The organism is Actinoplanes sp. CA-015351 (assembly GCF_050955685.1).
GTDB lineage: Bacteria > Actinomycetota > Actinomycetes > Mycobacteriales > Micromonosporaceae > Actinoplanes.
On sequence record NZ_CP192102.1, the window covers coordinates 7,937,512 to 7,960,570 of the forward strand.

The window sequence follows — 23,059 nt, forward strand, 5'->3', positions numbered from 1 at the left end:
TGCTTTGCTCAGACCCTGCGGAGGTACTGCCAGCGGCCGACCTCTGCGGCGTACCGGGCGTCACTCGCGGGAACGAGCGCCACAGCGGCGTCCCGGAGCGCCTGCACCATCCGCGGTGACGGGCTGCGCCACGCTTCGCTGATCTCCACGACCGTGCCGGTGCTGCGGCAGGCGGCGGCCAGGTCGGCGACCAGCGCAGGGCTCACCGCGGAGTCGTCGACACCGGCCTGCGCCAGGAGCGCGAGCGGCCGGGCCAGCTGGGCCGGAACGTACCGGGAGGCCCGCTCGATGCCCTTGATCGTGGCTCCGACGAGGTGCTCGGCGACCTGCGCGGACGTGAAGACGCCGGCGTCGAGGCGGTCCCGGATCTGCCGGGCGTCCAGGAGTTCGCCACCGATCGGCAGCGCGGAGACCGCGACCGAGAGGGCGTCCAGCTGGGCCAGGTCGGGCGGCAGAGCCAGCCAGCCGTCCGGGCTCACCACCTCGACCTCGGCGGCCACCCGCAGCGTCAGCTCGGTGCGGTGGCGGGCGCGGCGGACCGCATCGGCGTACGCGGAAAGCCAGGCGGTGTCCGGGCCGGCCTGGTCCGCGAAGGTGAGCGCGGTCAGGCCCGCCCGGTCGGCGGCCGAGACCACCACACCGACCGCTTCCCGGCCGGAGGAGAAGCCGGTGTGCACGTGGGCGTCCACTGTCAGATCCAGAACGCCGGCGACCACTGTCTCGCGCTCAACCACCACGCTTGCTCCCCGCAATCGAAGGGACGGGGTTCTTCCCGTCTGACCATGAGATTGCGGGAGCGACGTTGTCGGCCGGGTCAGCCGCCGGTGCAGGTGAGGAGCGTCATCCGCGGTCCGCACGGCGCAACCGAACCGCACTTTCCGGGCACCGGAACGGCATCCGTACCCCGGCAATCTTTCCCTCGACCGCGCGTACGCGCCTCGCGTGCCGGGAAGGGAAAGCATGAAGGTACTCGCTGCCGTAGCCACTGCCACTCTGCTGGGCACGCTGCTGCCCACGGCCGCGCAGGCGGCGCCCACCGCGACTGCGACGGCGGCCAAGGTGCCGGTGGTGACCGGCAGTGCGATGACCGGCGGGACACCGCTGAACATGCGACGCTCACCGTCCCCGAGCGCCGAGCGGGTCGGCTCGGTCGAGAACGGCAAGACGGTCTGGATTCTCTGCCAGGTCGCGGCGCAGCAGGTCACCGGCACGGTACGGACCACGAACCTCTGGGATCACCTGGCGAACGGCTCGTATGTCTCGGACGCGTACGTCGTACGCCCGGACACCGGGATCCCGGTCTGCGCGACGAAGCCGGCCATTCCGGTCACGCCCTCCGATCCGGCGCCGGCCATCCCGAAACCAGTCAAGGGCGAGAGCTGGGGGTTGCCGGTCGGCGCGAGCCTGGTGAGCGGATTCCGTACGGTAGCTCGCCCTTCGCACGACGGGGTCGACCTGTCCGCGACCCGTGAGACCCCGATCCTGGCCGCCGCGGCCGGCACCGTGATCCGGGTGGTCTGCAACGTCTCGGCCGGTTCGTGCGATGTGGACGGTAACCGCAACCTGGGCGGCTGCGGCTGGTACGCCGAGGTCCAGCACGCCGGCGGCATCGTCACCAGGTACTGCCACATGGTCCGGCGCCCGGTCGTGAAGGTCGGTCAGATCGTGAAGAAGGGCCAGCTGCTCGGCAACGTCGGCACCTCCGGGTCGTCGTCCGGCCCGCACCTGCACTTCGAGGTGCATGTGAACGGAGTGCCGGCGACGCACGCGAACGCGGTCGACCCGATCGCCTTCTACCGGGTCCGAGGCCTGACCATCCGATAAGGACAAGACGGCGCCTGCCGCTGTTCGCGACAGGCGCCGGGCATCTCATTCGTCCGGGTCGGGCTTCTCGAGCATCCGGGCCAGCGCGTGGACGGCTTCCTCGGTCGGCGATGCGGCCGCCCGGTTCGCGTCCTGGAGCTCGCGATAAACCTCCTCGCGATGGACCTGTACGTCCCGAGGAGCCTGGATGCCAAGCCGGATGACGTCACCACGGGCCTCAAGAACCGTGATGACGACGTCGTCGCCGATCATCACGCTCTCCCCTGCCCGCCGGGTCAGCACAAGCATCGGTGCCCTCCTCCATCCATGGAACGGACAGCATGGCAAAGGCGCGGCCGCGATGGAAACCGCGACCGCGCCTCACAGGAGGATCAGAAGTGGCGGTTCATGATCGCCCGGACCGGGTAGCCGGTTCCACTGAGGACAACCTGCATGGCCCGCATGCTGTCGCGATCCACCACGATCGGTGCGAGGAGGTTCGCGGTGGTCTCGTCCTGCCCAGCGGTGATCACCGAGAGCAGCAGCAGACGGTCCGGGTCCTTCGTGTTCAGCGCCGCGAACACCTGGTTCTCGATTTCCGGGGCGTACTCCGGGAAGAACGGCTCCGGCGGAGCGACCAGGAAGCGCAGCTCCGGGTTGTCGACAGACGTGAGCGCGAAGAGCAGGCCTTCGTCGTTGAGGCGCACGAGAACGAATTCCCGGTGCGCCGGGAAACCCGGCATGGGCACCGCCATCGTGATGGTCGGCAACCCGAGCGACGGGTCGGTCACGGTGGCCTCAATCGGTCGGGACGCGGTGCGAGTAGTCATGGTCACCTCAGGAAATCGATGAGCGAGGGCTGGATCACCTTGGCCGTGGCGGCCAGGGCGGCCTGATACGAGGTCTGCTGGAGCTGCAATTCCATGATCGCCTTCGGCAGGTCGACATCCTCGATATCGGAGAGCTGCGACGACACGGACATCAAGCGATCCTCAGCGGACTGCTTCATCTGGGTAACCCGATTATATCGGGCACCTACCTCCGAAAGAGTGGAATTCAGGATCTGCGACGCTTTATCGAGATTCTGTAGCCCAGCAGTTATTCCGGTGCTGTCTCCGTCACGCATGGACTTCGCAAGGCCGTCCAAGACCTTGAAGAGCTGTGCCGGATTTGCGACCTCATTACCATTCGAGTCCGTTATGGTCTCCGCTCCGAAGACCTCCGGACCTCGTACGTCGACCCGCACCTTGGCGTTCGGGCCGATCGCTCGGAGCATTTCGCCGTTGGATTCGCCGGCGTAAGCCCCGGATGAGTCGTAGGCGGCGGGTTCGGGTGTTGCACCGCCGAAGACCGGTCGATCCAGGTACTTCGTGTTCGCGTACTGGATCAGGGTGCCTTTGATCTGTTCGATCTCGGCTGCCCTGGCCTTGTTCGCCTCCGGCGTGCTGCCACCACCGGCGCTGACCCCGGCCAAGGTCAGCTCGCGGACCTTGGAGATGAGACCGATCGAGTCCTGCAGGGTGTCCTGCACGGCTCCGAGCCGGCCCACAGCGTCGTCCGCGTTGGCCGAGTACTTCTGGTTCGCGCGAACCTCGCTGCGTAACTGGAGCGCGGTCACGGTTCCGGTCGGCGAATCGGACGGACGCCGCAGTTGCTTACCACTGGAGATCTGGTCCTGCGCGGTCTGCGTACGGGACATCGTCCGCTGCAGGCTTGCCATGGTGCGGGTACGGACGCTGCTTTCGGTGATCCGCGGACTACTACTCATGAACGGGACTCCCCCTACCTACCGACAAGGCCGGTCCTGTTGATCAGTTGGTCGAGCATCGAGTCGATAGTGGTGAGAACTCGGGACGCGGCTTCGTATCCGCGCTGGTAGGTGAGGAGGTTGGTCATCTCCTCGTCGAGGTTCACCCCGGACTCGGCGTCCCGCGAGGCGTCCACCTGGTCCGTCACCGCGTTCTGGATGTCGCGGCGGCGCATCGAGGACTGCGCGGCGACACCGAGGTCGCCGATCAGGGACTGGTACTCGGCGTCGGCGCCGACTCGCGAGGTGGAGAGTTCGGAGAGGTCGTCCGCGAGCTCACCGTTGAGGACACCGGGAGTGCCCGTCGGGTCGCCCGACGAGATGGCGACCTTGTCGGGTTCGGTGATGCCCACCGAGATGTTCGCGGCCGAGAGCGGGTTCACGTTGCTCGCCACGAAGAAGTCCTGCCCCGTTGTCCCGTCGAGGCTGTACCCGGAGCTGTGCAGGGTGTTCACCGTCGACGCGAGCGTGGTGGCGACCGTGTCGAGGCGCTGGGACATGCTGTCCAGCGTTCCGCCGCGGGCGAGCAACTCCATCGACGCGCCCATGCTGCCGCCCGGGCTCACCGGCGTACCGGTGTCCGACCACCTCAGGTTGACCTCGGCGGTCGCCAGGTCCTCAAGCCGCAGGGCGCTGCCGGCTTGGATATCCACTCTGCGGGTGGAGAACTCGGCGACCAGCGGCGCGCTGCCGACGTAGATGCTCATCGCACCATTCGGCAACTCCGTCGCGGTGGCGCCGGCCATCTCGGACAGCTTCAGGATCGCCTGGCCCCGCTGGTCCTGCAGTTCGTTGGCCTGCAGGCCGGCACCCTTGGCGATCACGATTTCCTTGTTCAGCTTGGCGATCGTGTCGGCCGTCTTGTTGACCTCGCCGACGTACGTGTCCAGCCCCGCACGAGTCGCCTCGAACTGGTTGTTCAGCTGCTTGGACGCGTCGTTCAGAGTGGCCGCGACGGTCGTCGCCTGCTGGATCATCGCCGCCTTCGGAGCGGCTTTGTCAGGGTTCGTGGCGACGGCGTTCCAGCCGTCCCACATGTCCTGCAGACGAGCCTGCAGAGCGGTGTCGCTCGGCTCGCCGAAGGCGTCCTCGATCAGCGTGTACGCCGAAGCTTTCTCGTTGTGGTACGCCGAGTTTGCATGCTCGGTGAAGCTGCGCTGATCGAGTGCGCCGTTGCGCAATCGCTCCACCGAGGACACTGTGACGCCGCTGCCCACCGCGTCGGTGGTGGCGTACACGCCCGGTACCAGGTTGGCGTTCTGCGATTGCATCACCACGCGCTGCCGGGTGTAACCCTCGGTGTTGGCGTTGGCGATGTTCTGGCCCGAAACGTCCAGGCCACGGCGCTGCGCGTAGAGCGAAGTCAGTGCCGTATTGATTCCACCGAATGTGCTGCCCATCAGATCGCCTCATCAACCAGGCTGGGGCGGCGAGCGCCGCCGGTGACGGTCTGGCCCTGCGGCCCGTACGTTTCCACAGTCTGAGCAAACGCGAGCATGGTTTCGCGAGCAGCGCGCTGCCCGGCCGTGAGCAGGTCACGGTTGACGTCGGCCAAGGCCTTGATCTCCGACGTCAGCAGCAGGAACGCCTTACGGTGCTGGTGCAGCAGATCGGACCAGGGGTCGGGTGCCGCATCCGCCAGCTCGCCGAGGGAAGCATCCGGCGACAGACCCAGCTCGGCGGCGACCTCCTGCGAGTAGGCGGCGCGGATGACCTCGGTCTGCCGGATCTGGTCGAGCACCACTTCCACCTCGCGGGTGGCGTGGCTGAGCCAGCGTGACCGGTTGGCGGCGAGGAGCAACTGCTCCTCCTCAAGCTTGAACAGCAGCATCTCCAGCAGCTCACGTGCACGCCACAGGACGCTGGCCAGGTCGGTCAGGCTCACCCGGACCTCCGTGTCGTCTCGCTGTCGGGCTCACCCCCTCGGCGGACCCGCTCATTCGGACAGGTCGGCACATCCCCCGCGCCACTGAGCGGTTTCCGACGATCACCCCACCTGACCACCCGGAGTCGGACTGACGGCCGGGCTTCCCGGATTAGCCGGATAAAGACCGAAAAAATCTCAGAGAATGACTCATGGCCTCTCGGTGATCGGCCGAATGGATGAGGCGTAACACCACGGCTCAAGGACGGGCCGGTACGGACCCCAGTCAAGGAGGAGTTTTTCAATGGGTCTTCGCATCAACCAGAACATCGCCGCGCAGAACGCCTACCGGAACCTCTCGGTGACCGACAACCAGATGTCGAAGTCGCTCGAGAAGCTGTCCAGTGGTTTCCGGATCAACCGGGCGGCCGACGACGCGGCCGGCCTCTCGATCTCCGAGGGCCTGCGTTCCCAGGTCGGTGGCCTCAAGGTCGCCGTCCGCAACTCGCAGGACGCGATCAGCGTCGTGCAGACCGCTGAAGGCGCGCTCAACGAGACCACAAGCATGCTCCAGCGCATGCGTGACCTCTCCGTTCAGGCCAACAACGCGTCTCTGGACTCCGAGGCGAAGAACGCCGCCCAGGCCGAGTTCTCGCAGCTCCGTTCCGAGATCGACCGGGTCTCCGAGACCACGGCGTTCGGCAAGTCGAAGCTGCTTGACGGCAACTTCGGAAACACCCAGTCGGCCACGGGCGCAGCGCTCACCCTCACTGCCGACGGTAAGGCGACCGGGCAGCAGGACCTGGGCATCACCGGCGTCGCCGGCAAGACCCTGGCTACGCCGATCGCCGTGAGCGTCGCCAACACCGGCGACACCATGACGCCGGACGAGATCGCGGCTGAGATGAACGAGCAGCTCAGCACCCAGCTCAAGGCCAACGGCCTGAGCGGCGACGAACTCAGCGTCACGACGACGACCGACGAGACCACCGGTGCCGTCTCCTTCGAGGTCAAGGGCTCGAAGACCTTCGAAGGTGGCTCCGGCATCATCAGCGGTGACAGCGCCGCCAACCCGAATGCGACAGCGGGCGACTTCCAGATCGGCGCGAACTCCGGCGAGACGCTGAACATCAACATCAAGGGCGTGGACGCCAAGGGCCTCGGCCTGAAGGACCTCGACCTGACCACCGCGGCTGTCGGCAACGGCAAGACCGGCGCGGCGACGGCGATCGAGGCGATCGACAAGGCGATCACGTCGATCTCGGACCAGCGGGCCAAGCTCGGTGCGTCGCAGAACCGCTTCGAGCACACCATCAACAACCTGAACACCGCGGTGGAGAACCTGTCCGCCTCGGAGTCCCGGATCCGTGACACCGACATGGCACAGGAAATGGTCTCCTTCACCCGGAACCAGATCCTCACCCAGGCCGGCACCTCCATGCTCTCGCAGGCGAACCAGTCCTCGCAGGGTGTGCTGTCGCTTCTCCGCTGATAGCTCGCAACCGAACAGCACCCATAACAACTGAATCTCGTCGCCAAGCGACCGAATAGGTGGGGGTAGCCGGAAAGTTCGGCTACCCCCACCGCCGCAATTGTCCTCGGACGAAAGCAGGTTCCCGTGTCCAGTTCGGTAGACGGACTCGTCAGCGGCATGCAGACCAGCTCGATGATCACTCAGTTGATGAAGGTCGAGGCCGCACCGCAGACCAAGCTCAAGACCAAGGTCGAGACCGCTCAGACGGCGATCACGTCCTACCAGTCCGTGAACGCCAAGCTGAAGGCGGTCAAGTCGTCGGCCGAGTCGCTCGCGCGACTTGACACCTGGCGCTCGCTCAAGGCCTCGTCGAACAACGAAGCGGTCACCGCGACCGCCTCGGGTGGCGTGTCCGGCATGTCCGGCGCCACCACCTTCGACGTGATGCGCGTTGCTCGCGCACAGACCTCGGTCCTGCAGGTGGACACCGCGTCGACCGGGTTCCCGGCCAGCTTCACCATCCAGAGCGGCTCCTGGTCGGACCAGGACGGCAACCTGACCACCGACGACGACGCCTTCGCGTCGGACGGCACCGCCGCCAAGACCATCAACGTGGGCAGCCCGCAGACCGCCGAGAAGGTCGCCGCCGCGGTGAACTCCGCCGACATCGGCATCCGGGCCTACGTGGTCAAGACCGGCACCGGCACCGGCGCGCTCCAGTTCACCAGTTCCAAGACCGGCGCCGCGACCGGCTTCCAGGTCCAGGGCCTGTTCGACACGAACGACGTCAACGGTTACACGGTGCAGGACACGTCGGGCCGCGACGCCGTGATGAAGATGAACCCGGGCTCCGCGTCCGAATACCTGGTCACCAGCACCACGAACACGTTCACCGACGTGATGCCGGGCGTGACCATCACCGCCACCCAGCCGGCCAACGGCGTCACCGTGACCGCCACTAACGACGTCAGCGCCATCACGGCGAAGATCCAGGCGTACGTCGACGCGGCCAACGAGGCGTTCAACGAGATCAAGACGCAGACCAAGTACGACACCGAGACGCGGACCGGTTCGCCGCTGACCGGTGACTTCACGATCCGGCAGATGAACCAGACGATGCTCAGCAAGATCAGCGGTGGCCTGACCTACTCGAAGAACGAGTACGACGTAGATGGCACTGTCATCGGCACCACCGACGTCGCCTTCGGCTCGCTGAGCCAGCTCGGCATCGAGCTCAGCCGGGACGGAACACTCAGCTTCTCAGGCACGAAATTCGAGTCCGAGTACGCCAAGGACCCGAGCCGCATCCAGGGCGGCGCGATCGGCTTCGCGAACCAGGTCAAAGAGATGGCCACGAAGCAGTCGAACAGCGTCACTGACGTGATCACCGGGCGGAAGAACGAGATCGAATCGCTCAGTGGTCAGATCGAGAACTGGGACGTACGGCTCGCCTCCCGGAAGCAGGCCCTGCAGCGGCAGTACGCCGCGCTGGAGACCTCGCTCGGCAAGCTGAACAACCAGTCGAGCTGGCTCTCCGGCCAGCTCTCCGGACTTTAACAGCGCCGGCCGCACCCGTTGACCGGCCTCTCAAACGGCCAACAGGACCAACTACCGGACCTTGACCGAGGAGACTCATGACCGCGCCCAACCTTCGTGACCGTTACCTCCAGGATGCGATCAACACGGCTTCCCCAGCGAAGCTGCTGGTCATGCTCTACGACCGGATGATTCTCGACCTCGGCCAGGGCGAGGAGGCGTTCCGCAACGGAGACCGTGAAGCCGGTAGCGCGAAGGTGATGCACGCTCAGGAGATCGTGCTCGAACTGCGGACGACGCTCGACATGGACGCCTGGGACGGCGCTCCCGGTCTGGCCAGTTTGTACGGTTTCGTACTCACCGAGCTGATCGGGGCGAACATCGCCCGGGACGCCGACCGGGTGGCGAGCTGCCGAACCCTGTTGGAACCGCTGCGTGACGCGTGGCGCGAGGCGGCTTCGGCCGGGACGTGAGCGATTAGATGCAAACCCTGGACTGGCGGGAGGCCTGGTCCGCAGCGCTCGACGAGCTCGAGCTGGATGTCACTGCGGTCGAGTCGATGCTCGCCGACGAACAGCGGCACGCCGAGTCGCCGCCGGCCAACCTGTGGAAGCCACCCACCGAGCTGGGCGCGCTGCCGCTCGAACTCCGGCCCCGGGCCGACGAAATTCTTACCAGGCAGCTGGCCGCGGCGGAAGAGATCGCCCGCCGGCTGACGTCGAACCGCCAGCAGATGTCGGTGACGGCCCGGATCGAGACCGGTGAGGCGGTAAAGCGCCCCGTCTATCTGGACCGCGCGATGTGAACACGCGTCCCGGAACCCCAGCAGGGGTTCCGGGACGTTGTCGTCTCGGTGTGCAACCTCTCAGCAACCGCTTGGGACTCAGCGGATCGCGCCTCAGGCCGAATTGCAGGGTACGAGCAACGGATTGCTCACCGAGAAGCCACGGATCGGCGATCAAACGGATCGGCTAGGAGCTCCCGTGTTCGATGATCGTTCGTCGTCCGCACTGCGCGTCGCTGTTGCCGGCCTTGCCGCCCGCCAGACCGCCATTGCCAACAACATCTCCAACATCGAGACCCCCGGCTACCGGGCCCGTAAGGTCAAATTTGAGGAAGAGCTCAAAGGCGCCATGGACAAGGGCGAGTCGGCGAGCGGTGTCACCCCGAGTGTCATGACGTCCCTTGAGCCGACAAAGCCCAACGGGAACAACGTCAACCTCGACGAGGAGACCCTCTCCCACATCGATACGACGATGCGCTACAACCTCGCGATCCGGGCGCTGGACGGCAAATACGGCCTGCTCCGCGAAGCCATCAAGGGGGCCTGATCATGAGCACGTTCAACGCGATCGGGGTAGCCGGCACCGGCGTCACCGTTTACCGCAAGTGGCTCGACGCGGTGTCCGACAACATCTCGAACATCAACACCACCACCCGTACCTCCGAGAACGCCTTCCAGGCCCGGTACGTCGAGGCCCGTGCGGCGCAGGACGGCAACGGGGCCGAGGTGGCCGGCATCTCGCTCGGCAGCGCCGAGGGTGTGCTCGCGTACGACCCGGACAACCCGCTCGCCGACGCCGAGGGATACGTCCGGCGTCCGGACATCGACATGGGTTCCCAGATGGCCCAGATGATGATGGCGCAGCGCGCGTACCAGGCCAACCTCGCGGTGGTGGACCGGGCACGTGAGTCGTACACCGCCGCGATCAACCTCGGGAAGTGATCGTGATGACCTCTCCTATCGGTGGCATCCAGGGCATCGGCGGCTTCTCCGGCGTCGAGGGCATCTCCGGGCTGGGCGGCTTCAGCGGCGTCAGCGGGATCTCCGACGACTCCGGGACAGCCGCGCCCACCGGACCGAACGCGGACTTCGCCGGCATGCTCGCCAAAGGCCTGGAAGGTGTCCAGGCCTCACAGAGCAAGGCCAGCGAACTCTCCGTCCAGGTCGCCAACGGCACACTGGCCGACCCGGCGCAGTACACGATGGCGTCGACCGAAGCAGCTCTTGGACTTCAGCTCACCATGGCCATCCGCAACAAGGCCGTGGAGGCGTTCCAGGAGATCATGAGGATGCAGGCGTGACATGACCGACCGCCTTCCCGCTCCGGTACGCCGCGTCACGGACACCTTCAAGGCCTTCACCCCGGGACAGAAGGCTGTCACGATCTTCGCGGTCATCGCTCTCATCGTCGGTGGTTACTTCTTCGCCACCTGGGCGGCCAAGCCGTCCTACCAGATTCTCTTCAACAATCTTTCGACAAAGGACGCCAGCGCGATCGTCGAGGCCCTGCAGAAGTCGGGCGCCTCCTACGAGCTGGCCAACGACGGTTCGACAATTCTCGTACCTCGCGATCAGGTCAATGCCCTTCGCCTGCAACTCTCCGGTGAAGGCCTTCCCAACGACGAGGGCACCGGTTACTCGTTGCTGGACCAGCAGGGCATCACCACGAGCGACTTCATGCAGCACACCAATTACCAGCGCGCGCTGGAGGGTGAGCTCGCCACCACGATCAAGTCCATCGACGGCGTCGAGGCGGCCACCGTGCGCCTCGTCATGCCGCAGAAGGACGTCTTCGCCGACGACCAGAGCAAGCCGACCGCGTCGGTCCTGGTGGCGTCGAAGGGCAACGGAAACCTGACCAGCGACCAGGTGCAGTCGATCGTGCACCTGGTGGCGTCGAGCGTCGAGGGCCTCGATCCGACGCAGGTCACCGTCGCCGGCGCGGACGGCCGGCTGCTCTCCAGCGGAGGCGGCGCCACCATCGGGGCCGGCGGCGAGAGCGGTACCGAGCAGCAGACCGCTGCGTTCGAGAGCCGCCTGAACAACTCGCTCCAGAGCATGCTGAACAGCCTGGTCGGCCCGGGCAACGCGGTGGTCACCAGCCGGGTCTCGCTGGACTTCGACCAGACCGAGACGCGCAGCAAGAAGTACAGCGCCGACCCGGCGACGCCGGCCGAGTCGGAGAGCATCAACACCGAGACCTACAGCGGCAGCGGTACCGGCCAGGGCGGTGTGCTCGGCCCGGACAACATCCAGGTGCCGAACAACGCGGGCAACGGCCAGTACAACAACAAGAACGAGGTACGGAACCGGCAGCTCGACGAGGTCGAGGAAGTACGCCGGAACGCGCCGGGCAGCATCGAGAAGCTGGACGTCTCGGTCCTGATGAACAGCGCCGTGGCCGGCTCGGTGGACCCCGCCCAGATCCAGGAGTTGCTCAGCGCGGCCGCCGGTATCGACGCCACCCGCGGCGACACCATCGCTGTCGCCTCGATGCCGTTCGACACGAGCGCGGCCAACGCGGCCCAGGCGTCCCTCACCGCCGCGACCGCGGCCGAGACGGAAGCCAAGCAGCTCACCCTGATCAAGACGGGCGCCCTGCTCTTCGTGGTCCTCGCGCTGATCTTCCTGGCCTGGCGGGCCAACAAGCGGGCCAAGAAGCGCCAGCAGCTCACCGCCGAGGAGCGCAAGCACCTGGAGGACATGCAGGCCGCGCTGGAGGCCCAGCGCCGGGCCGAGCTGGACGTCACGACCGCTACCAGCATGAACATGAACGTGCTGGAGAGCCCGAACATGGCGGGCCAGAACGACGAGGCCCGCGAGGAGCGGCAAAAGGAGATCGACCAGCTGGTCAAGGAAAAGCCGGAGGAGACCGCGGCGCTGATCCGCAGCTGGCTCTCGGCCGACTCGACGCGCTGATGAACCACTGGCAACACGACGGTTGAGGAGTATCCGTTGACCACTCCGGGTCTCACCACGCTCTCGATGACGGGCGCGCGCAAGGCCGCGATAATGCTGGTCCAGTTCGGCAAGGAACAGTCCGCCGAGGTTCTGGCGAACATGACCGAGAAAGAGGTCGAGATGCTGTCCGCCGAGGTTGCTCGGCTCGGCAAGCTCGACCCCTCTCAGGTCGACGACGTGATGGACGAGTTCTACGCCATGGCGACGACCCGGTACGCCGGGTCGGGCGGCATGGACTACGCACGGGAGCTGCTGGAGGCGTCGCTCGGCAAGGAGCGGGCGGCGCTGATCCTGGATCGGCTCGAGGCGTCGATGAACGACATCCCGTTCAACTTCCTCAGCCATGCGGACCCGCGTCAGCTGCTCTCGTACGTCCAGTACGAGCATCCGCAGACCATCGCGCTGGTTCTGGCCCACATACCCTCAGCCCTGGCCTCGTCGATCCTGGCGGGGCTTCCGCTGGAGGTGCAGACCGAGGTCGCGCACCGTATCGCGATCATGGACCGCACCTCCCCGGACGTGATCCGGCAGGTGGAGACCGCGTTGCAGCGCAAGCTCTCCACAGTGCTCCAGCCGGACGAACTCTCCACGGTCGGCGGCCTGCAACCGCTTGTCGACATCATCAACCGCGCCGACCGTACGACCGAACGGCTCATCCTCGAAGCTCTGGAGGCACGCAACCCGGAGCTGGCCGAGGAAATCCGCCGCCGGATGTTCATGTTCGAGGACATCATCAGCCTCGACGACCGCTCGGTGCAGCTGGTGCTTCGCCAGGTGGAGCCGGCCGATCTGGCCACCGCTCTCAAGGGCGTACCGGAGACCGTGCGCGAGAAGGTCACCAAGAACCTCTCCGAGCGTGGCCGGGAGAACCTCCTGGAGGAGATCGACCTGCTCGGACCGGTCAAGGTCAAGATGGTCGAGGAGGCACAGGCGAAGATCGTCGGTGTCATCCGCACGCTTGAGGACTCCGGACAGATCGAGATCCAGCGCGGTGGCGAAGACGATGAACTCATCGCTTGACGGGCCGGTGATCCGGGGGGCGGTGGCCGATGCGGCCACCGCCGCGCGGTTCGCCGTCGACCTGCGCCGCGACGAGCCGATCGACAGCGAGGCCGTGGATCGGGCGAAACAGCAGGCCCGCACGACCGGTTACGCCGAGGGCTGGGCACAGGGCAAACGCGATGCCACAACGGCTGCCGAGACCGCTGCGGCTCGTGCTGTCGCCAGCGAGGAGGCGTACGAGCACCGCAGGGCCGCCGCTCTGGTCCAGGCGGTGAACGCCCTCGGCCGGGCGGTGACCGAGCTGGAGACCCAGCTGACGCCGACCTTCACCGAGCTGCAGGAGGTCATGCTGGCGACCGCCTTCGAGCTGGCCGAGGCAATCGTCGGGCGTTCCCTGGTCGACGATCCGGAACGCGGCATCGATGCGGTACGCCGGGCCATGAGCGCCGCACCACAGCAGGGTGACGTGGCCGTGAGCCTGCACCCGGACGACTACCAGACGCTGGTGGGCGAGCCCGGCAACAACGAGTTCAACTTCGAGGGGCGGCGGATCACCCTGCGCCCCGACCCCAGCCTGCGCCCCGGCGACGCCGTCGCCTCCACCGGCACTGCCACCATCGACGCGACGATCGAGTCGGCGATGCATCGGGCACGCGAGGCGCTCCGGATCTGAGCGCGAACCTCCTGCGCCGATCTTGTGAACTTTTCACGAGAACGATGCGGCGGAAATCAACAAGATCGACATTGGGGATCGGCATGACCGACGTCTTCCAGCAGCGGCTGCAGAGCGCGATCGCCGCGGCCCGGCCCATGGTCAGCGGCCGGGTGACCGGCGCGGTCGGCCTGCGCGTCACGGTCAGCGGGGTCGACGCCAACGTCGGTGACCTGCTGCGCATCGGCGACGGGCCGGACGCCGTGTTCGCCGAGGTCTCGGCGCTCGACGGCGACAAGCTCGCCTGCCTGCCACTCGGCCCGATCGCCGGGATGGGCGCCGGCACCCCGGCGTACAGCACCGGCGGGCCGCTGCGGGTCGCGGTCGGACCGGACCTGCGCGGCCGGATCCTGGACGGCCTGGGCCGGCCGATGGACGACGGCCCGCCGCTGCGCGGCGAGATGGTGCCGATCGACTCACCACCGCCGGGAGCGATGGAACGCCAGCTGGTCGACAAGCCGATGTCCCTCGGGGTACGGGTGCTCGACACACTCGTCCCGTGCGGCCGCGGCCAGCGCATCGGCATCTTCGCCGGCTCCGGCGTCGGCAAGTCCACCCTGATGAGCATGATCACGCGCGGCACCTCCGCGGAGCTGAACGTGGTCGCCCTGGTCGGCGAGCGCGGCCGCGAGGTACGCGAATTCATCGAGCACGACCTCGGCGAGGAAGGGCTCGCCCGTTCCGTAGTCGTGATCGCCACCTCGGACACACCACCGCTGGTCCGGCTCCGGGCCGGCTCGGTCGCCACCCGAATCGCCGAGTACTACCGGGACGAGGGCGCCGACGTGTTGCTGATGATGGACAGCGTGACCCGTGCGGCGATGGCGCAGCGCGAGGTCGGCCTCTCGGTCGGCGAGCCGCCGGCCACCCGCGGATATCCGCCGTCGGTCTTCGCGATGCTCGCCTCACTGCTGGAACGGGCCGGTCCGGGAGCCCGCGGCAGCATCACCGGGCTCTACACCGTGCTGGTCGAGGGCGACGACCACAACGAGCCGATCGCCGACGCGGCGCGGTCGATCCTCGACGGCCACATCGTGCTGGACCGCAAACTCGCGACGGCCGGTCATTTCCCGGCCATCCAGGCCCTCGACTCGATCTCCCGGGTCGCCAACAAGATCACTTCCCGGGAGCAGCGCGCCGACGCCACCGAGCTGCGCCGCCTCATGGCCGCACACCGCGAGGTACGCGAACTCGTCGAGATCGGCGCTTACGTGGTGGGCACCAACCCGGACGCCGACCGGGCCAACGCGGCCTGGTCGCAGATCAGCGCCTTCCTCCGTCAGGACCTCGACGAACGCCTCAGCGCCGAGGACGCCTGGGCCCAGTTGCGAGCCGTCCTGGCCACCACCTGAAGTCGGCCGGCGGAGTAGCAAGCAGGTAGCAGGCGCTCAGCGATTCGGGTGTCGGGCCGAACCGGGAGGTGAGGGCCCCTCCCGGCCCGGTAGGAGGCGAACGTGAACCGCTTGTTCCGGCTCGGACCCGTGCTTCGTGCCCGAAAGGCGCAGGAGGACGCCGCTCGCGGTGCGGTCATCCAGTCCCGAGCCGAGATCCGTGAAGCCGAAGCCCTGCTCAAACGCCGGAGGCTGGAGCTGACGGGCGCCGATGCGCCCACCGAAGGCACCGCCCGTGCCATGGTCGCCTCGCTGGTGGCCCGGCAGTCGCTCGCGGCCGGACTGTTCTCCGCGCAGCGCATGGTCACCGATGCCGAGGACCTCGAACGCGAAAAGATCGCCGCGCTCACCGAAGCCGCCAAGAAACGGCGTGCCGTGGAGATGATGGCCGAACGGCACGCCGAAGCCGTCCGCGACCACGATCTCCGCGTCGACCAGGCCAACCTCGACGAGCTGGCGGTCACCTCGAAGGCGCGGCAGGCCGCCAATGGCACCCAGGACGGAGGCCAGGAATGACCTCGATGGGCGTCAACGGGGTGATTTCCCGCGTCGCCGAGATCAAGGAACAGCTCGGCCTCAACCCACCGCCGGCGGCCACGGCCGGCAGCGCCTCCGGCACCAAATTCGCATCCGCGCTCGCCAACGCGACGGGCGCCGGGATCGCTCAGCCCGGAAAATCCGGACCGAGCGGTGCCGACGTCGTCGCGGCGGCAAAAAAATACTTGGGTACGCCCTACGTCTTCGGCAGCGACACCCCGTCCAAGGGACTGGACTGCTCGGGGCTGGTGCAGCAGGCGTACGAAGATCTCGGTGTTGATCTGCCGCGCAACTCGTGGCAGCAGGCCAAGGCCGGTCGGCCCGTCGGGAGCATGTCCGACGCCAAGCCGGGCGACATCCTCGCCTTCAACTCGCCGGTCGACCACGTCGCGATCTATCTCGGCGACAACAAGATGATCGCGGCGCCGAAACCGGGCGACCACGTCAAGATCCAGTCGGTGTACGAGAAGCCGAGCCACATCCGGCGCGTCCTCGACGACATCCCTGCCGCCGCGGTCCAGGACATGTCGGCGCTGCGCCCGGCCGGCCTTCGCGCACCGGCCGGCGGTGTGACAGGTGTTCCGTACGCCGACCTGTTCAACCAGGCGGCCTCCCGGCACGGCATCTCGCCGAAGCTGCTCGCCGCGGTCGCGAAGGTGGAGTCCGGGTACAACCCGCAGGCCGTCAGCAAAGCCGGTGCGCAGGGAATGATGCAGCTCATGCCGGCGACGGCGCGTGGGCTCGGCGTCAAGGACGCGTTCGACCCGGCGCAGGCCGTGGAGGGCGCCGCGAAGCTGCTCTCCCAGCATCTGAAGGAGTTCAAGTCGGTGCCACTGGCCCTGGCCGCGTACAACGCGGGCGGCGGCGCGGTGCACAAGTACGACGGAATCCCGCCGTTCGCCGAAACGCAGGCGTACGTGCCGAAGGTCCAGAAGGCTCTGGCCGCCCTCGGCGGCTGACCATCCCCTTAGGAGATACCCGATGGCGCACTCCGTGACGGGTCCCGATCGCCGGCCCACGACCGACAGCACCCGCCGGCCAGGGGCGCGGCGGGACGAGGGAGGTGCGGACTTCGGGTCGGCGCTCTCCGCCGAGATGGGCCGGCCGGGCGGCGAGGACGACAAGGGGGTCGCCTCCCGGAAAGCCGCCGAACGCAAGGCCGACGATCGAGCCGCGGCCGTCGCCGATCGAGCCGCCGCTGATCGCGCCGCGGCTGATCGCGCAGCCGCCGATCGTGGCCTGATGAATCGGGCGTTGCGCGGGCGGCCGGCAAGCCTGACCGGGCAGACGGCAGCGGCGCGCGCCGCCGAGCAGAGGGCCGCTGTCGATCAACGAGCCGCCACCGAGCAGAAAGCCGCCTCCGCGCGCGCTGCCGCCGCACGTGGCAACACCGGCCGGGCCGCCACTGATCGCGCTGTAACTGATCGGGTTGCCGCGGACCGAGCCGCGGACCGGGCCGCGGACCGGGCGTCCTCCGTGCGTGACGCGGACCGGAATGCCGCCGCACGGTCCGTCGCCAACCGTGCCGTCGCAGGAAAAATCGCTGCGGACCGGGCGGCAGCCACCCGTGCCGCCGCCGACCGTGGTGTTCCAGACCGGCCAAGGACGGAACGCCCGAGCACGGAACGCCCGGGCACGGAACGCCCGAGCACGGAACGCCCGGGCACGGATCGTGCCGCCGATCGCATCGCGACGGATCGCCCGGCCGCCTCGGAACGCCCGGCGGCCGCTGCGGACCGGCCGGCCGCCGAACCACGTGCCGCGACCGATCAGTCGGCCACCAAGCCGGCCAAGATCGCTTCGGATCAGACCGATGTGGCACTTACCGAACAGCAGAAGGCTGCCGCCGCCATGGCGGCGATGGCGGCCGCTCAGCAGCCGTTTGCGATTCCGGTCGAGGGTGCCGCTGCACAGGCCGTCCCGGGCACCGAAGGCGCCGGCGGAGCCGGAGCCATCAGCGGTGCCGGCGGCCCGGGTGGCTTGACTGGCTCGGGTGGCTTGAGCGGCCCGGGTGGCACCGCTCCGGGCGGCACAGCACCGGCCGACGCCCAGCTCACCGAAGGCGGCGCGCCCGTCGCGGGAGACGCCGCCGCGGGACAGTCCTTGGCAGCCGGGCCCTTGGCGGCCGGAGCAGCGACCGGCCCAGCGGCCGGAGCAGCTACCGGAACAGCAGCCGGAGCAGGGGCCGGAGTGGCTCAGGGCGGCCCGGCCGGGGCACTGCGCCTGGACCCCGCTCTGACCGGTGCGGTCCCGGCCGGCACGCAACAGACCGGCGGGACACCGGCCGACGGGACACGGACCGACGCAGCACAGACCGCCTCCTTGACCGAAAACGCACAGTCCGCCGAAGCACCGTCGGCAACCGCCGAGACCACGACAGGCACCGAGAACGCGACGGCCGCACCCGGATCGGAAACCGGGGCCACCGGTCCGGCCGGTGAGGCGGCGCAGACCGGTGGCGGTTCATCGGACGGCTCCAGCGACGGCGACAGTGCCGGGCGTGGCGGCGAGCAGTTCCGGGCTACGGAGACCGCCGAGGCCGGAGCACCGGCTGCTGGTGCTCCGGGCGTGCTGCCGACTGGCGTACCCGGGCAATCCCCGGCCGAGGCAGGCCTGCCCGGCGGCGTACCCGCGGGTGTTGCCGGTGTGACGGGGCCGCAGGCCGCGGCGCCTGTCGCAGCGACCGCGGACGTCGCGCCCCCACCGCCTTCCACGCCTGTTCCCGGGCCGACCGCGCATCAGCTGGCGATGCGGATCGTTCCGCTGAAGCTGGACGCGGACGGCATCCACCGGCTCACCGTGCATCTGCACCCGGTCGACCTCGGCCCGGTCCAGGTGGTGGCGGAGATCCGCAACGGTGACATCAGCGTCCAGCTCTCCGGCGGCACCGAGGCCGGCACCGAGGCGCTGCGGTCCGCAATGGACGATCTTCGTCGCGAACTGGAGGACTCCGGGTTCGCGAACTGCACGCTCGACCTGCGGCAGGGCACCGCGCAGCAGCAGGCACGCCAGCAGTCCGGCATGCCCGGATCGCCGGGTCGTCCGGGATCCTCGGGCGGACCCGGCGACCTGCCGACCGAGTCCGCGCCGAACGCCACCCGCCGAGTCGCCGCGGACGGGCGTGTGGACGTCGAAGCCTGATCCGAAAACACCGACGACCACCCGCCGTGGCGGGTGGTCGTCGGTGTTTTCGCGACTATGTTCGGTCGGTCGGCTCGGGTGTGACCGGAACGCCCTCTGACGGATTCTTCCGATAGCCGGCCAGGATGAACCGCACCCCGGCCAGGAGCACCGCGGCGATCGGCACAGCGATCAGGAACCGGATCAGCACCTGCACGAAGTCGAGCTGGTCGAACAGCAGGCGGTACCAGGCCGGCGCGCTGATCAGCAGCGCGAACAGCAGAACCGACGGACGGATCATCGCCGGGCGGCTCGGGTTGTCCGGCGGGGCGAGGCCGCGGACGGCATCACCTCGGCCGCGATCCGGGCGCAGAGCATCGCGGCCCAGGCGTGCGGTGTGGCCGGCTTGCCGTCCAGCGAGAAGATCGGCACGTCCAGCCCGAGCACCGAGGCCGGGTCACTGGTGAGCTCGACGCTGTGCACCACAAGCGATTCCACATCACCGAGTCCGCGCAGGTGGCGGGCGGTGTCAGCGGTCTTGCGAGTGGCGTCCACGACGGCCCACAGCGCGGTGGCCCCGAGCGCGTCGCACATGTCGTTCACCCAGAACGGGTCGGTGCCGCCGACCGGCGCGTCGATCACCACGATCCACGAGTGGTCCGAGCTCTGCAGCTTGTCGGCCCGCGACTCGGCCGCGCTCCGGCTGGAGATGAGCCGCGACGAGTGCAGCCCCGTTCCGGCCGTCGACGGGCCGGCCAGCAGCAGGTGGCTCTGGTCCACGTGGACCTGCTCCAGCAGCTGCTTCGCGATCGGCATGGTGGTGTGCACCTCGCCGGCGAGGACCAGGATCTCACCGGGTCCGTCCGGGATGGCGGGCGCCGAGGGCCGGGCGGCAAGCACGCTGAGGACGCCGGCGTACGTGTCCCCGCCGGTGATCTTGCGAGCCATCTCCTCCGGCATGCCGACCGTCATGAGGTTGCGCTGCACCGGATCCATGTCGCCGGACCGGCTGATCGGGGCCGGTGCCACGACCGGAGCGGGTGCCGGTGGGGCGGACGCGACCGGCGGCGCGGCCGGGGAGACCGGCTCGGGCGTTTCCTCCAGCCCGTACACCTCGGCGGCGGAACGGACCGGCGCCGGGCTGAACGGCGCCGCGGTCGCCGCGCGAGGCGGCACGGCGGACGGCTCGGAGGTACGCAGCGGCGTAGGCGTTGCGGTCCTGGCCTGCGCGGACATCGCCGTGCGGATCGGTGCGACCGGCTCCGGCATGTGCGGCATCGGCGCCGACGTCATCGAAGCCGACGTCATCGGGGCCGGTGAGATCTGCGCGCCCGGGGACACCTGGGCGATCCTCGGCGTGTACCCGGTCGGCGGCATCGGAGCCGCCGGCGGCCGGGGCGGCTCCTTCGGCGCCGCGGCCCGAGCCGGGAAGCTCGGCACGGAGGGCAGCGCGGCCGGCAGAGGCCGGTTCATCGCGGCGCCACCGGCAGCGGCCGGCCGGAACGGGCGTACCGTCGGCGTCTCCTGGTGGGCCTCGGCCTGCCGGGATCGCGCCGCGACGGCGGGCGGGCTGGCCCCGCCGGCGTGACTCGCGACGTCCAGGCCGGCCATCAGGTCCGCGAAGGCCGCACCGGTGTCACCCAGGCCGGCGGTCCGGCCCTCACGCTGAGCGCGCGCGTCCGGGGCCATGCCCGGCTCGGTCGTCACCCGATCCTGCGATTCGGCCTGTTCGAGCAGGCGCTCGAAGTTGTTGGGGTTGTTGCCGGCAACGGTCTGTTGCGCCATGTCATCACTGTCCTCGGTCGAATCCGGTACCTCTACGGAAAGCTCGTAGTGCTGCTTCGCGAAGAAGCCCCCAATACCACCGCTGCGTACCTTGTCGGCGGAAATGATCTTCACACTGGAGCCGTACTCGTCACGTACCTGAGCCAGAAGCGGCTCGATGGTCGGTCCCTCAAGCAGCACCCGCGTAGGCACCGTTCACCACCCCTATCGTCTCGATCTGTGCGGTGGAACCAGAGATTTCGCTGTACGACAGCACCTGCACACGGCGGGAACCGGCCCGCAGCAGTCGCATCAGTGGCAGCCGCAGTTGTGGGGAGCAGGCCAGGATCGGATTGAGTCCCTGCTGCTCGGCAGCCTCCGCGATCCGGCTGGCCTCGCTGACGATCGCCTCGGCACGCATGCCGTCGATCGCCATGAAGGCGCCGGTGTCGCTGGGCCGTAGCGACTCGAGCAAACCCTGCTCGAGCATCGGGTCGAGCGTGATGACGGTCAGCCGTCCGCCCGAGGCGTACTGGGCGGCGATCGCCGGGCCGAGGGCGCCACGTGCCGCCTCGACCAGGCTGTCGTGATCCCCGGTGACCTTGGCCCGCAGTGAGAGCGCCTCGAAGATCCGGACCAGGTCCCGGATCGGCACGCCCTCGTCGAGCATCGCCTGGAGCACCTTCTGGATCTGGCCGAGGCTGAGCAGGCCTGGCGTCAGCTCCTCGACCACCACCGGGTGGGTGCGTTTCACCATCTCGGTCAGTGCGCGTACGTCCTCGCGGCCCAGCAGGCGGCTCGCGTTGGTCCGGACGATCTCGGCCAGGTGCGTGATGATCACCGACGCGCGGTCCACCACTGTCGCACCGGAGAGTTCGGCCTGGTAGTGCAGTTCGGCGGGCACCCACTTGCCGGCCAGGCCGAAGACCGGTTCGACACCGGCCCGCCCGGGAAGTGCGTGCAGCCCTTCGCCGATCGCCAGCACCGCGCCGGGCGGCGCCTGTCCGGCGCCGGCGTCGACACCGGAGATCCGGATCGCGTACGAGGAGAGCGGAAGATCAAGATCATCTCGGGTACGCACCGGCGGCATGATGATGCCGAGTTCCATCGCCATTTTGCGGCGTAGTGCGCGTACCCGGTCGAGCAGGTCTCCGCTGCTGGCGTCCACGAGGTCGACCAGGTCCGGCGCCAGGGCCAGCTCCAGCGGGTCGATCCGCATCTCGCCGATCAGCGACTCCGGAGAGTCCGGCGAGGGCAGATCGACTGCTTCCGCCTCGGCTGTGGCCTTCTCCTCCTCCGGCTCCGGCTCCTTGACCCGCTGCGCGATCGCCAGGACCACGCCGCCGACCAGCAGGAACGGCAACTTCGGCAGACCCGGGATGATGCAGAGAGCGAGCGCGGCGCCCCCGCCGATACGCAGGGCCAGCTTGTTCTGGCCGAGCTGGGCGGTGACGGTCTGGCCCATGTCGCCGGAGGTGGCCGACCGGGTCACGATCAGGCCGGTGGCGACCGAGAGCAGAAGCGCGGGGATCTGTGAGACCAGACCGTCGCCGATGCTCAGCATGCTGTAGTGGTTCATCGCGTCGACCGGGGCCATCCCGGCCTGCATGATGCCGATCGCGAAACCGCCGACCAGGTTGATCAGCGTGATGATGATGGCCGCGACGGCGTCACCCTTGACGAACTTGGAACCACCGTCCATGGCGCCGTAGAACTCGGCCTCGGCGGCCACCTCGGCCCGGCGTTTCTTGGCCTGCGGTTCGTCGATCAGGCCGGCGTTGAGGTCGGCGTCGATGGCCATCTGCTTGCCGGGCATGGCGTCGAGGGTGAAGCGGGCGCCGACCTCGGCGACACGCTCGGCACCCTTGGTCACCACGATCATCTGGACGATGACCAGGATTGAGAAGATCACCAGGCCGATGACCAGGTTGCCACCGACGACGAAGCTGCCGAACGCGTGAATCACCTTGCCCGCGTCGCCATCACGGAGCACCAGCCGGGTCGCGCTGATGTTCAGCGCCAGCCGGAACAGGGTCATCACCAGGAGCAGGGCCGGGAAGATCGCGAAGTCCAGCGGCTTCTGCACGAACATGGAGATCAGCAGGGTCAGCAGGGCAACCGTGATGTTGACAGCGATGAACAGGTCCAGCAGGAAGGTCGGCAGGGGTACGACCATCATGAGAATGATGCCGACGACCCCAACGGGTACGGCAAATTTACCGATGCTCTGCTTCTTCACGGCACCTATCCCTCGCCGTCACTGAGGCCGCTATGGCACCGCCACGCTTCGATCTTCCCTGCTCT

General features: G+C 68.3%; 24 protein-coding genes. 15 read left to right on the top strand and 9 right to left on the bottom strand.

Going from position 1 to position 23,059, the window contains the following annotated elements:
* Positions 1-8: 8 nt before the first annotated feature.
* Positions 9-737 (bottom strand): hydrolase, encoded by a 729-nt coding sequence (locus tag ACQP2E_RS36080; protein ID WP_433827432.1) that lies wholly within the window; start codon positions 735-737, stop codon positions 9-11.
* A 223-nt stretch (positions 738-960) separates the two neighbouring features.
* On the opposite strand from ACQP2E_RS36080, the gene ACQP2E_RS36085 reads away from it, so the two are divergent.
* Positions 961-1,824: a peptidoglycan DD-metalloendopeptidase family protein gene (locus tag ACQP2E_RS36085; protein ID WP_433827433.1), complete on the top strand. Its 864-nt coding sequence runs from the start codon at positions 961-963 to the stop codon at positions 1,822-1,824.
* Positions 1,825-1,869: 45 nt separating this feature from the next.
* Here ACQP2E_RS36085 and csrA read toward each other — a convergent pair whose 3' ends face one another.
* The 5 genes from csrA to ACQP2E_RS36110 all read right to left on the bottom strand — a co-directional run bounded on the left by csrA (position 1,870) and on the right by ACQP2E_RS36110 (position 5,495).
* Positions 1,870-2,112 (bottom strand): carbon storage regulator CsrA, encoded by a 243-nt coding sequence (gene csrA, locus ACQP2E_RS36090; protein WP_111649829.1) that lies wholly within the window; start codon positions 2,110-2,112, stop codon positions 1,870-1,872.
* Between the two features lie 83 nt (positions 2,113-2,195).
* The gene (fliW, locus tag ACQP2E_RS36095; protein WP_181557829.1) at positions 2,196-2,633 is read right to left on the bottom strand and encodes a flagellar assembly protein FliW; all 438 of its coding nucleotides are present in this window, start codon (positions 2,631-2,633) and stop codon (positions 2,196-2,198) included.
* 2 nt (positions 2,634-2,635) lie between these two features.
* Positions 2,636-3,523, bottom strand: a complete 888-nt coding sequence (locus ACQP2E_RS36100) for a flagellin (protein WP_433827434.1) — start codon at positions 3,521-3,523, stop codon at positions 2,636-2,638.
* A 62-nt stretch (positions 3,524-3,585) separates the two neighbouring features.
* Entirely contained in the window at positions 3,586-5,010 is a 1,425-nt protein-coding gene (flgK, locus tag ACQP2E_RS36105; protein ID WP_433827435.1) for a flagellar hook-associated protein FlgK, read from the bottom strand.
* Positions 5,010-5,495: a flagellar protein FlgN gene (locus ACQP2E_RS36110; protein WP_111649825.1), complete on the bottom strand. Its 486-nt coding sequence runs from the start codon at positions 5,493-5,495 to the stop codon at positions 5,010-5,012. Before ACQP2E_RS36110 ends, flgK begins: the two co-directional genes overlap by 1 nt.
* 283 nt (positions 5,496-5,778) lie before the next feature.
* Between ACQP2E_RS36110 and ACQP2E_RS36115 the strand changes: the two genes are divergently transcribed.
* From ACQP2E_RS36115 to ACQP2E_RS36180, 14 genes are all read left to right on the top strand, one after another.
* The gene (locus ACQP2E_RS36115) at positions 5,779-6,966 is read left to right on the top strand and encodes a flagellin (RefSeq protein WP_433827436.1); all 1,188 of its coding nucleotides are present in this window, start codon (positions 5,779-5,781) and stop codon (positions 6,964-6,966) included.
* A 126-nt stretch (positions 6,967-7,092) separates the two neighbouring features.
* A complete protein-coding gene (gene fliD, locus ACQP2E_RS36120) occupies positions 7,093-8,505 on the top strand; it encodes a flagellar filament capping protein FliD (RefSeq protein WP_433827437.1) in 1,413 nt (470 codons plus the stop codon).
* 77 nt (positions 8,506-8,582) lie between these two features.
* A complete protein-coding gene (fliS, locus tag ACQP2E_RS36125) occupies positions 8,583-8,957 on the top strand; it encodes a flagellar export chaperone FliS (RefSeq protein WP_433827438.1) in 375 nt (124 codons plus the stop codon).
* An 8-nt stretch (positions 8,958-8,965) separates the two neighbouring features.
* On the top strand, positions 8,966-9,289 hold the full coding sequence (locus ACQP2E_RS36130; protein WP_433827439.1) for a hypothetical protein: 324 nt from the start codon (positions 8,966-8,968) through the stop codon (positions 9,287-9,289).
* Between the two features lie 178 nt (positions 9,290-9,467).
* Entirely contained in the window at positions 9,468-9,815 is a 348-nt protein-coding gene (locus ACQP2E_RS36135; RefSeq protein WP_433827440.1) for a flagellar basal body rod protein FlgB, read from the top strand.
* A gap of 2 nt (positions 9,816-9,817) precedes the next feature.
* Positions 9,818-10,210, top strand: coding sequence for a flagellar basal body rod protein FlgC (locus ACQP2E_RS36140; RefSeq protein WP_111649820.1), 393 nt, complete (start codon positions 9,818-9,820; stop codon positions 10,208-10,210).
* A 5-nt stretch (positions 10,211-10,215) separates the two neighbouring features.
* A complete protein-coding gene (locus ACQP2E_RS36145; protein WP_433827441.1) occupies positions 10,216-10,569 on the top strand; it encodes a flagellar hook-basal body complex protein FliE in 354 nt (117 codons plus the stop codon).
* A gap of 1 nt (position 10,570) precedes the next feature.
* Positions 10,571-12,187 (top strand): flagellar basal-body MS-ring/collar protein FliF, encoded by a 1,617-nt coding sequence (gene fliF / locus ACQP2E_RS36150; RefSeq protein ID WP_433827442.1) that lies wholly within the window; start codon positions 10,571-10,573, stop codon positions 12,185-12,187.
* 36 nt (positions 12,188-12,223) lie between these two features.
* On the top strand, positions 12,224-13,249 hold the full coding sequence (fliG, locus tag ACQP2E_RS36155; protein WP_433827443.1) for a flagellar motor switch protein FliG: 1,026 nt from the start codon (positions 12,224-12,226) through the stop codon (positions 13,247-13,249).
* Entirely contained in the window at positions 13,233-13,904 is a 672-nt protein-coding gene (locus ACQP2E_RS36160) for a FliH/SctL family protein (RefSeq protein ID WP_433827444.1), read from the top strand. The genes fliG and ACQP2E_RS36160 overlap by 17 nt, the downstream gene beginning before the upstream one ends.
* 83 nt (positions 13,905-13,987) lie before the next feature.
* Positions 13,988-15,295, top strand: a complete 1,308-nt coding sequence (locus tag ACQP2E_RS36165) for a FliI/YscN family ATPase (RefSeq protein WP_433827445.1) — start codon at positions 13,988-13,990, stop codon at positions 15,293-15,295.
* 102 nt (positions 15,296-15,397) lie between these two features.
* Positions 15,398-15,850 (top strand): cell envelope biogenesis protein TolA, encoded by a 453-nt coding sequence (locus tag ACQP2E_RS36170; protein WP_433827446.1) that lies wholly within the window; start codon positions 15,398-15,400, stop codon positions 15,848-15,850.
* A complete protein-coding gene (locus tag ACQP2E_RS36175; protein WP_433827447.1) occupies positions 15,847-16,830 on the top strand; it encodes a transglycosylase SLT domain-containing protein in 984 nt (327 codons plus the stop codon). Before ACQP2E_RS36170 ends, ACQP2E_RS36175 begins: the two co-directional genes overlap by 4 nt.
* 22 nt (positions 16,831-16,852) lie before the next feature.
* Entirely contained in the window at positions 16,853-19,012 is a 2,160-nt protein-coding gene (locus tag ACQP2E_RS36180) for a flagellar hook-length control protein FliK (RefSeq protein WP_433827448.1), read from the top strand.
* 55 nt (positions 19,013-19,067) lie between these two features.
* Here ACQP2E_RS36180 and ACQP2E_RS36185 read toward each other — a convergent pair whose 3' ends face one another.
* Genes ACQP2E_RS36185 through ACQP2E_RS36195 form a run of 3 tightly spaced genes read right to left on the bottom strand, consistent with a single transcriptional unit; the run spans position 19,068 to position 22,994 of the window.
* On the bottom strand, positions 19,068-19,292 hold the full coding sequence (locus ACQP2E_RS36185) for a hypothetical protein (protein WP_433827449.1): 225 nt from the start codon (positions 19,290-19,292) through the stop codon (positions 19,068-19,070).
* A complete protein-coding gene (locus tag ACQP2E_RS36190; protein ID WP_433827450.1) occupies positions 19,289-20,968 on the bottom strand; it encodes a hypothetical protein in 1,680 nt (559 codons plus the stop codon). Before ACQP2E_RS36190 ends, ACQP2E_RS36185 begins: the two co-directional genes overlap by 4 nt.
* The gene (locus ACQP2E_RS36195; RefSeq protein WP_433827451.1) at positions 20,946-22,994 is read right to left on the bottom strand and encodes a flagellar biosynthesis protein FlhA; all 2,049 of its coding nucleotides are present in this window, start codon (positions 22,992-22,994) and stop codon (positions 20,946-20,948) included. The genes ACQP2E_RS36190 and ACQP2E_RS36195 overlap by 23 nt, the downstream gene beginning before the upstream one ends.
* Positions 22,995-23,059 lie beyond the last annotated feature (65 nt).

Coding starts and splice junctions, on each gene's coding strand:
- ACQP2E_RS36140 (WP_111649820.1), top strand. CDS start 9,818: ATGAGCACGTTCAACGCGATCGGGGTAGCCGGCACCGGCGTCACCGTT.
- ACQP2E_RS36115 (WP_433827436.1), top strand. CDS start 5,779: ATGGGTCTTCGCATCAACCAGAACATCGCCGCGCAGAACGCCTACCGG.
- ACQP2E_RS36180 (WP_433827448.1), top strand. CDS start 16,853: ATGGCGCACTCCGTGACGGGTCCCGATCGCCGGCCCACGACCGACAGC.
- ACQP2E_RS36160 (WP_433827444.1), top strand. CDS start 13,233: ATGAACTCATCGCTTGACGGGCCGGTGATCCGGGGGGCGGTGGCCGAT.
- csrA (WP_111649829.1), bottom strand. CDS start 2,112: ATGCTTGTGCTGACCCGGCGGGCAGGGGAGAGCGTGATGATCGGCGAC.
- ACQP2E_RS36085 (WP_433827433.1), top strand. CDS start 961: ATGAAGGTACTCGCTGCCGTAGCCACTGCCACTCTGCTGGGCACGCTG.
- ACQP2E_RS36165 (WP_433827445.1), top strand. CDS start 13,988: ATGACCGACGTCTTCCAGCAGCGGCTGCAGAGCGCGATCGCCGCGGCC.
- ACQP2E_RS36175 (WP_433827447.1), top strand. CDS start 15,847: ATGACCTCGATGGGCGTCAACGGGGTGATTTCCCGCGTCGCCGAGATC.
- ACQP2E_RS36145 (WP_433827441.1), top strand. CDS start 10,216: ATGACCTCTCCTATCGGTGGCATCCAGGGCATCGGCGGCTTCTCCGGC.
- fliS (WP_433827438.1), top strand. CDS start 8,583: ATGACCGCGCCCAACCTTCGTGACCGTTACCTCCAGGATGCGATCAAC.
- fliF (WP_433827442.1), top strand. CDS start 10,571: ATGACCGACCGCCTTCCCGCTCCGGTACGCCGCGTCACGGACACCTTC.
- fliW (WP_181557829.1), bottom strand. CDS start 2,633: ATGACTACTCGCACCGCGTCCCGACCGATTGAGGCCACCGTGACCGAC.
- ACQP2E_RS36185 (WP_433827449.1), bottom strand. CDS start 19,292: ATGATCCGTCCGTCGGTTCTGCTGTTCGCGCTGCTGATCAGCGCGCCG.
- ACQP2E_RS36130 (WP_433827439.1), top strand. CDS start 8,966: ATGCAAACCCTGGACTGGCGGGAGGCCTGGTCCGCAGCGCTCGACGAG.
- flgK (WP_433827435.1), bottom strand. CDS start 5,010: ATGGGCAGCACATTCGGTGGAATCAATACGGCACTGACTTCGCTCTAC.
- ACQP2E_RS36100 (WP_433827434.1), bottom strand. CDS start 3,523: ATGGCAAGCCTGCAGCGGACGATGTCCCGTACGCAGACCGCGCAGGAC.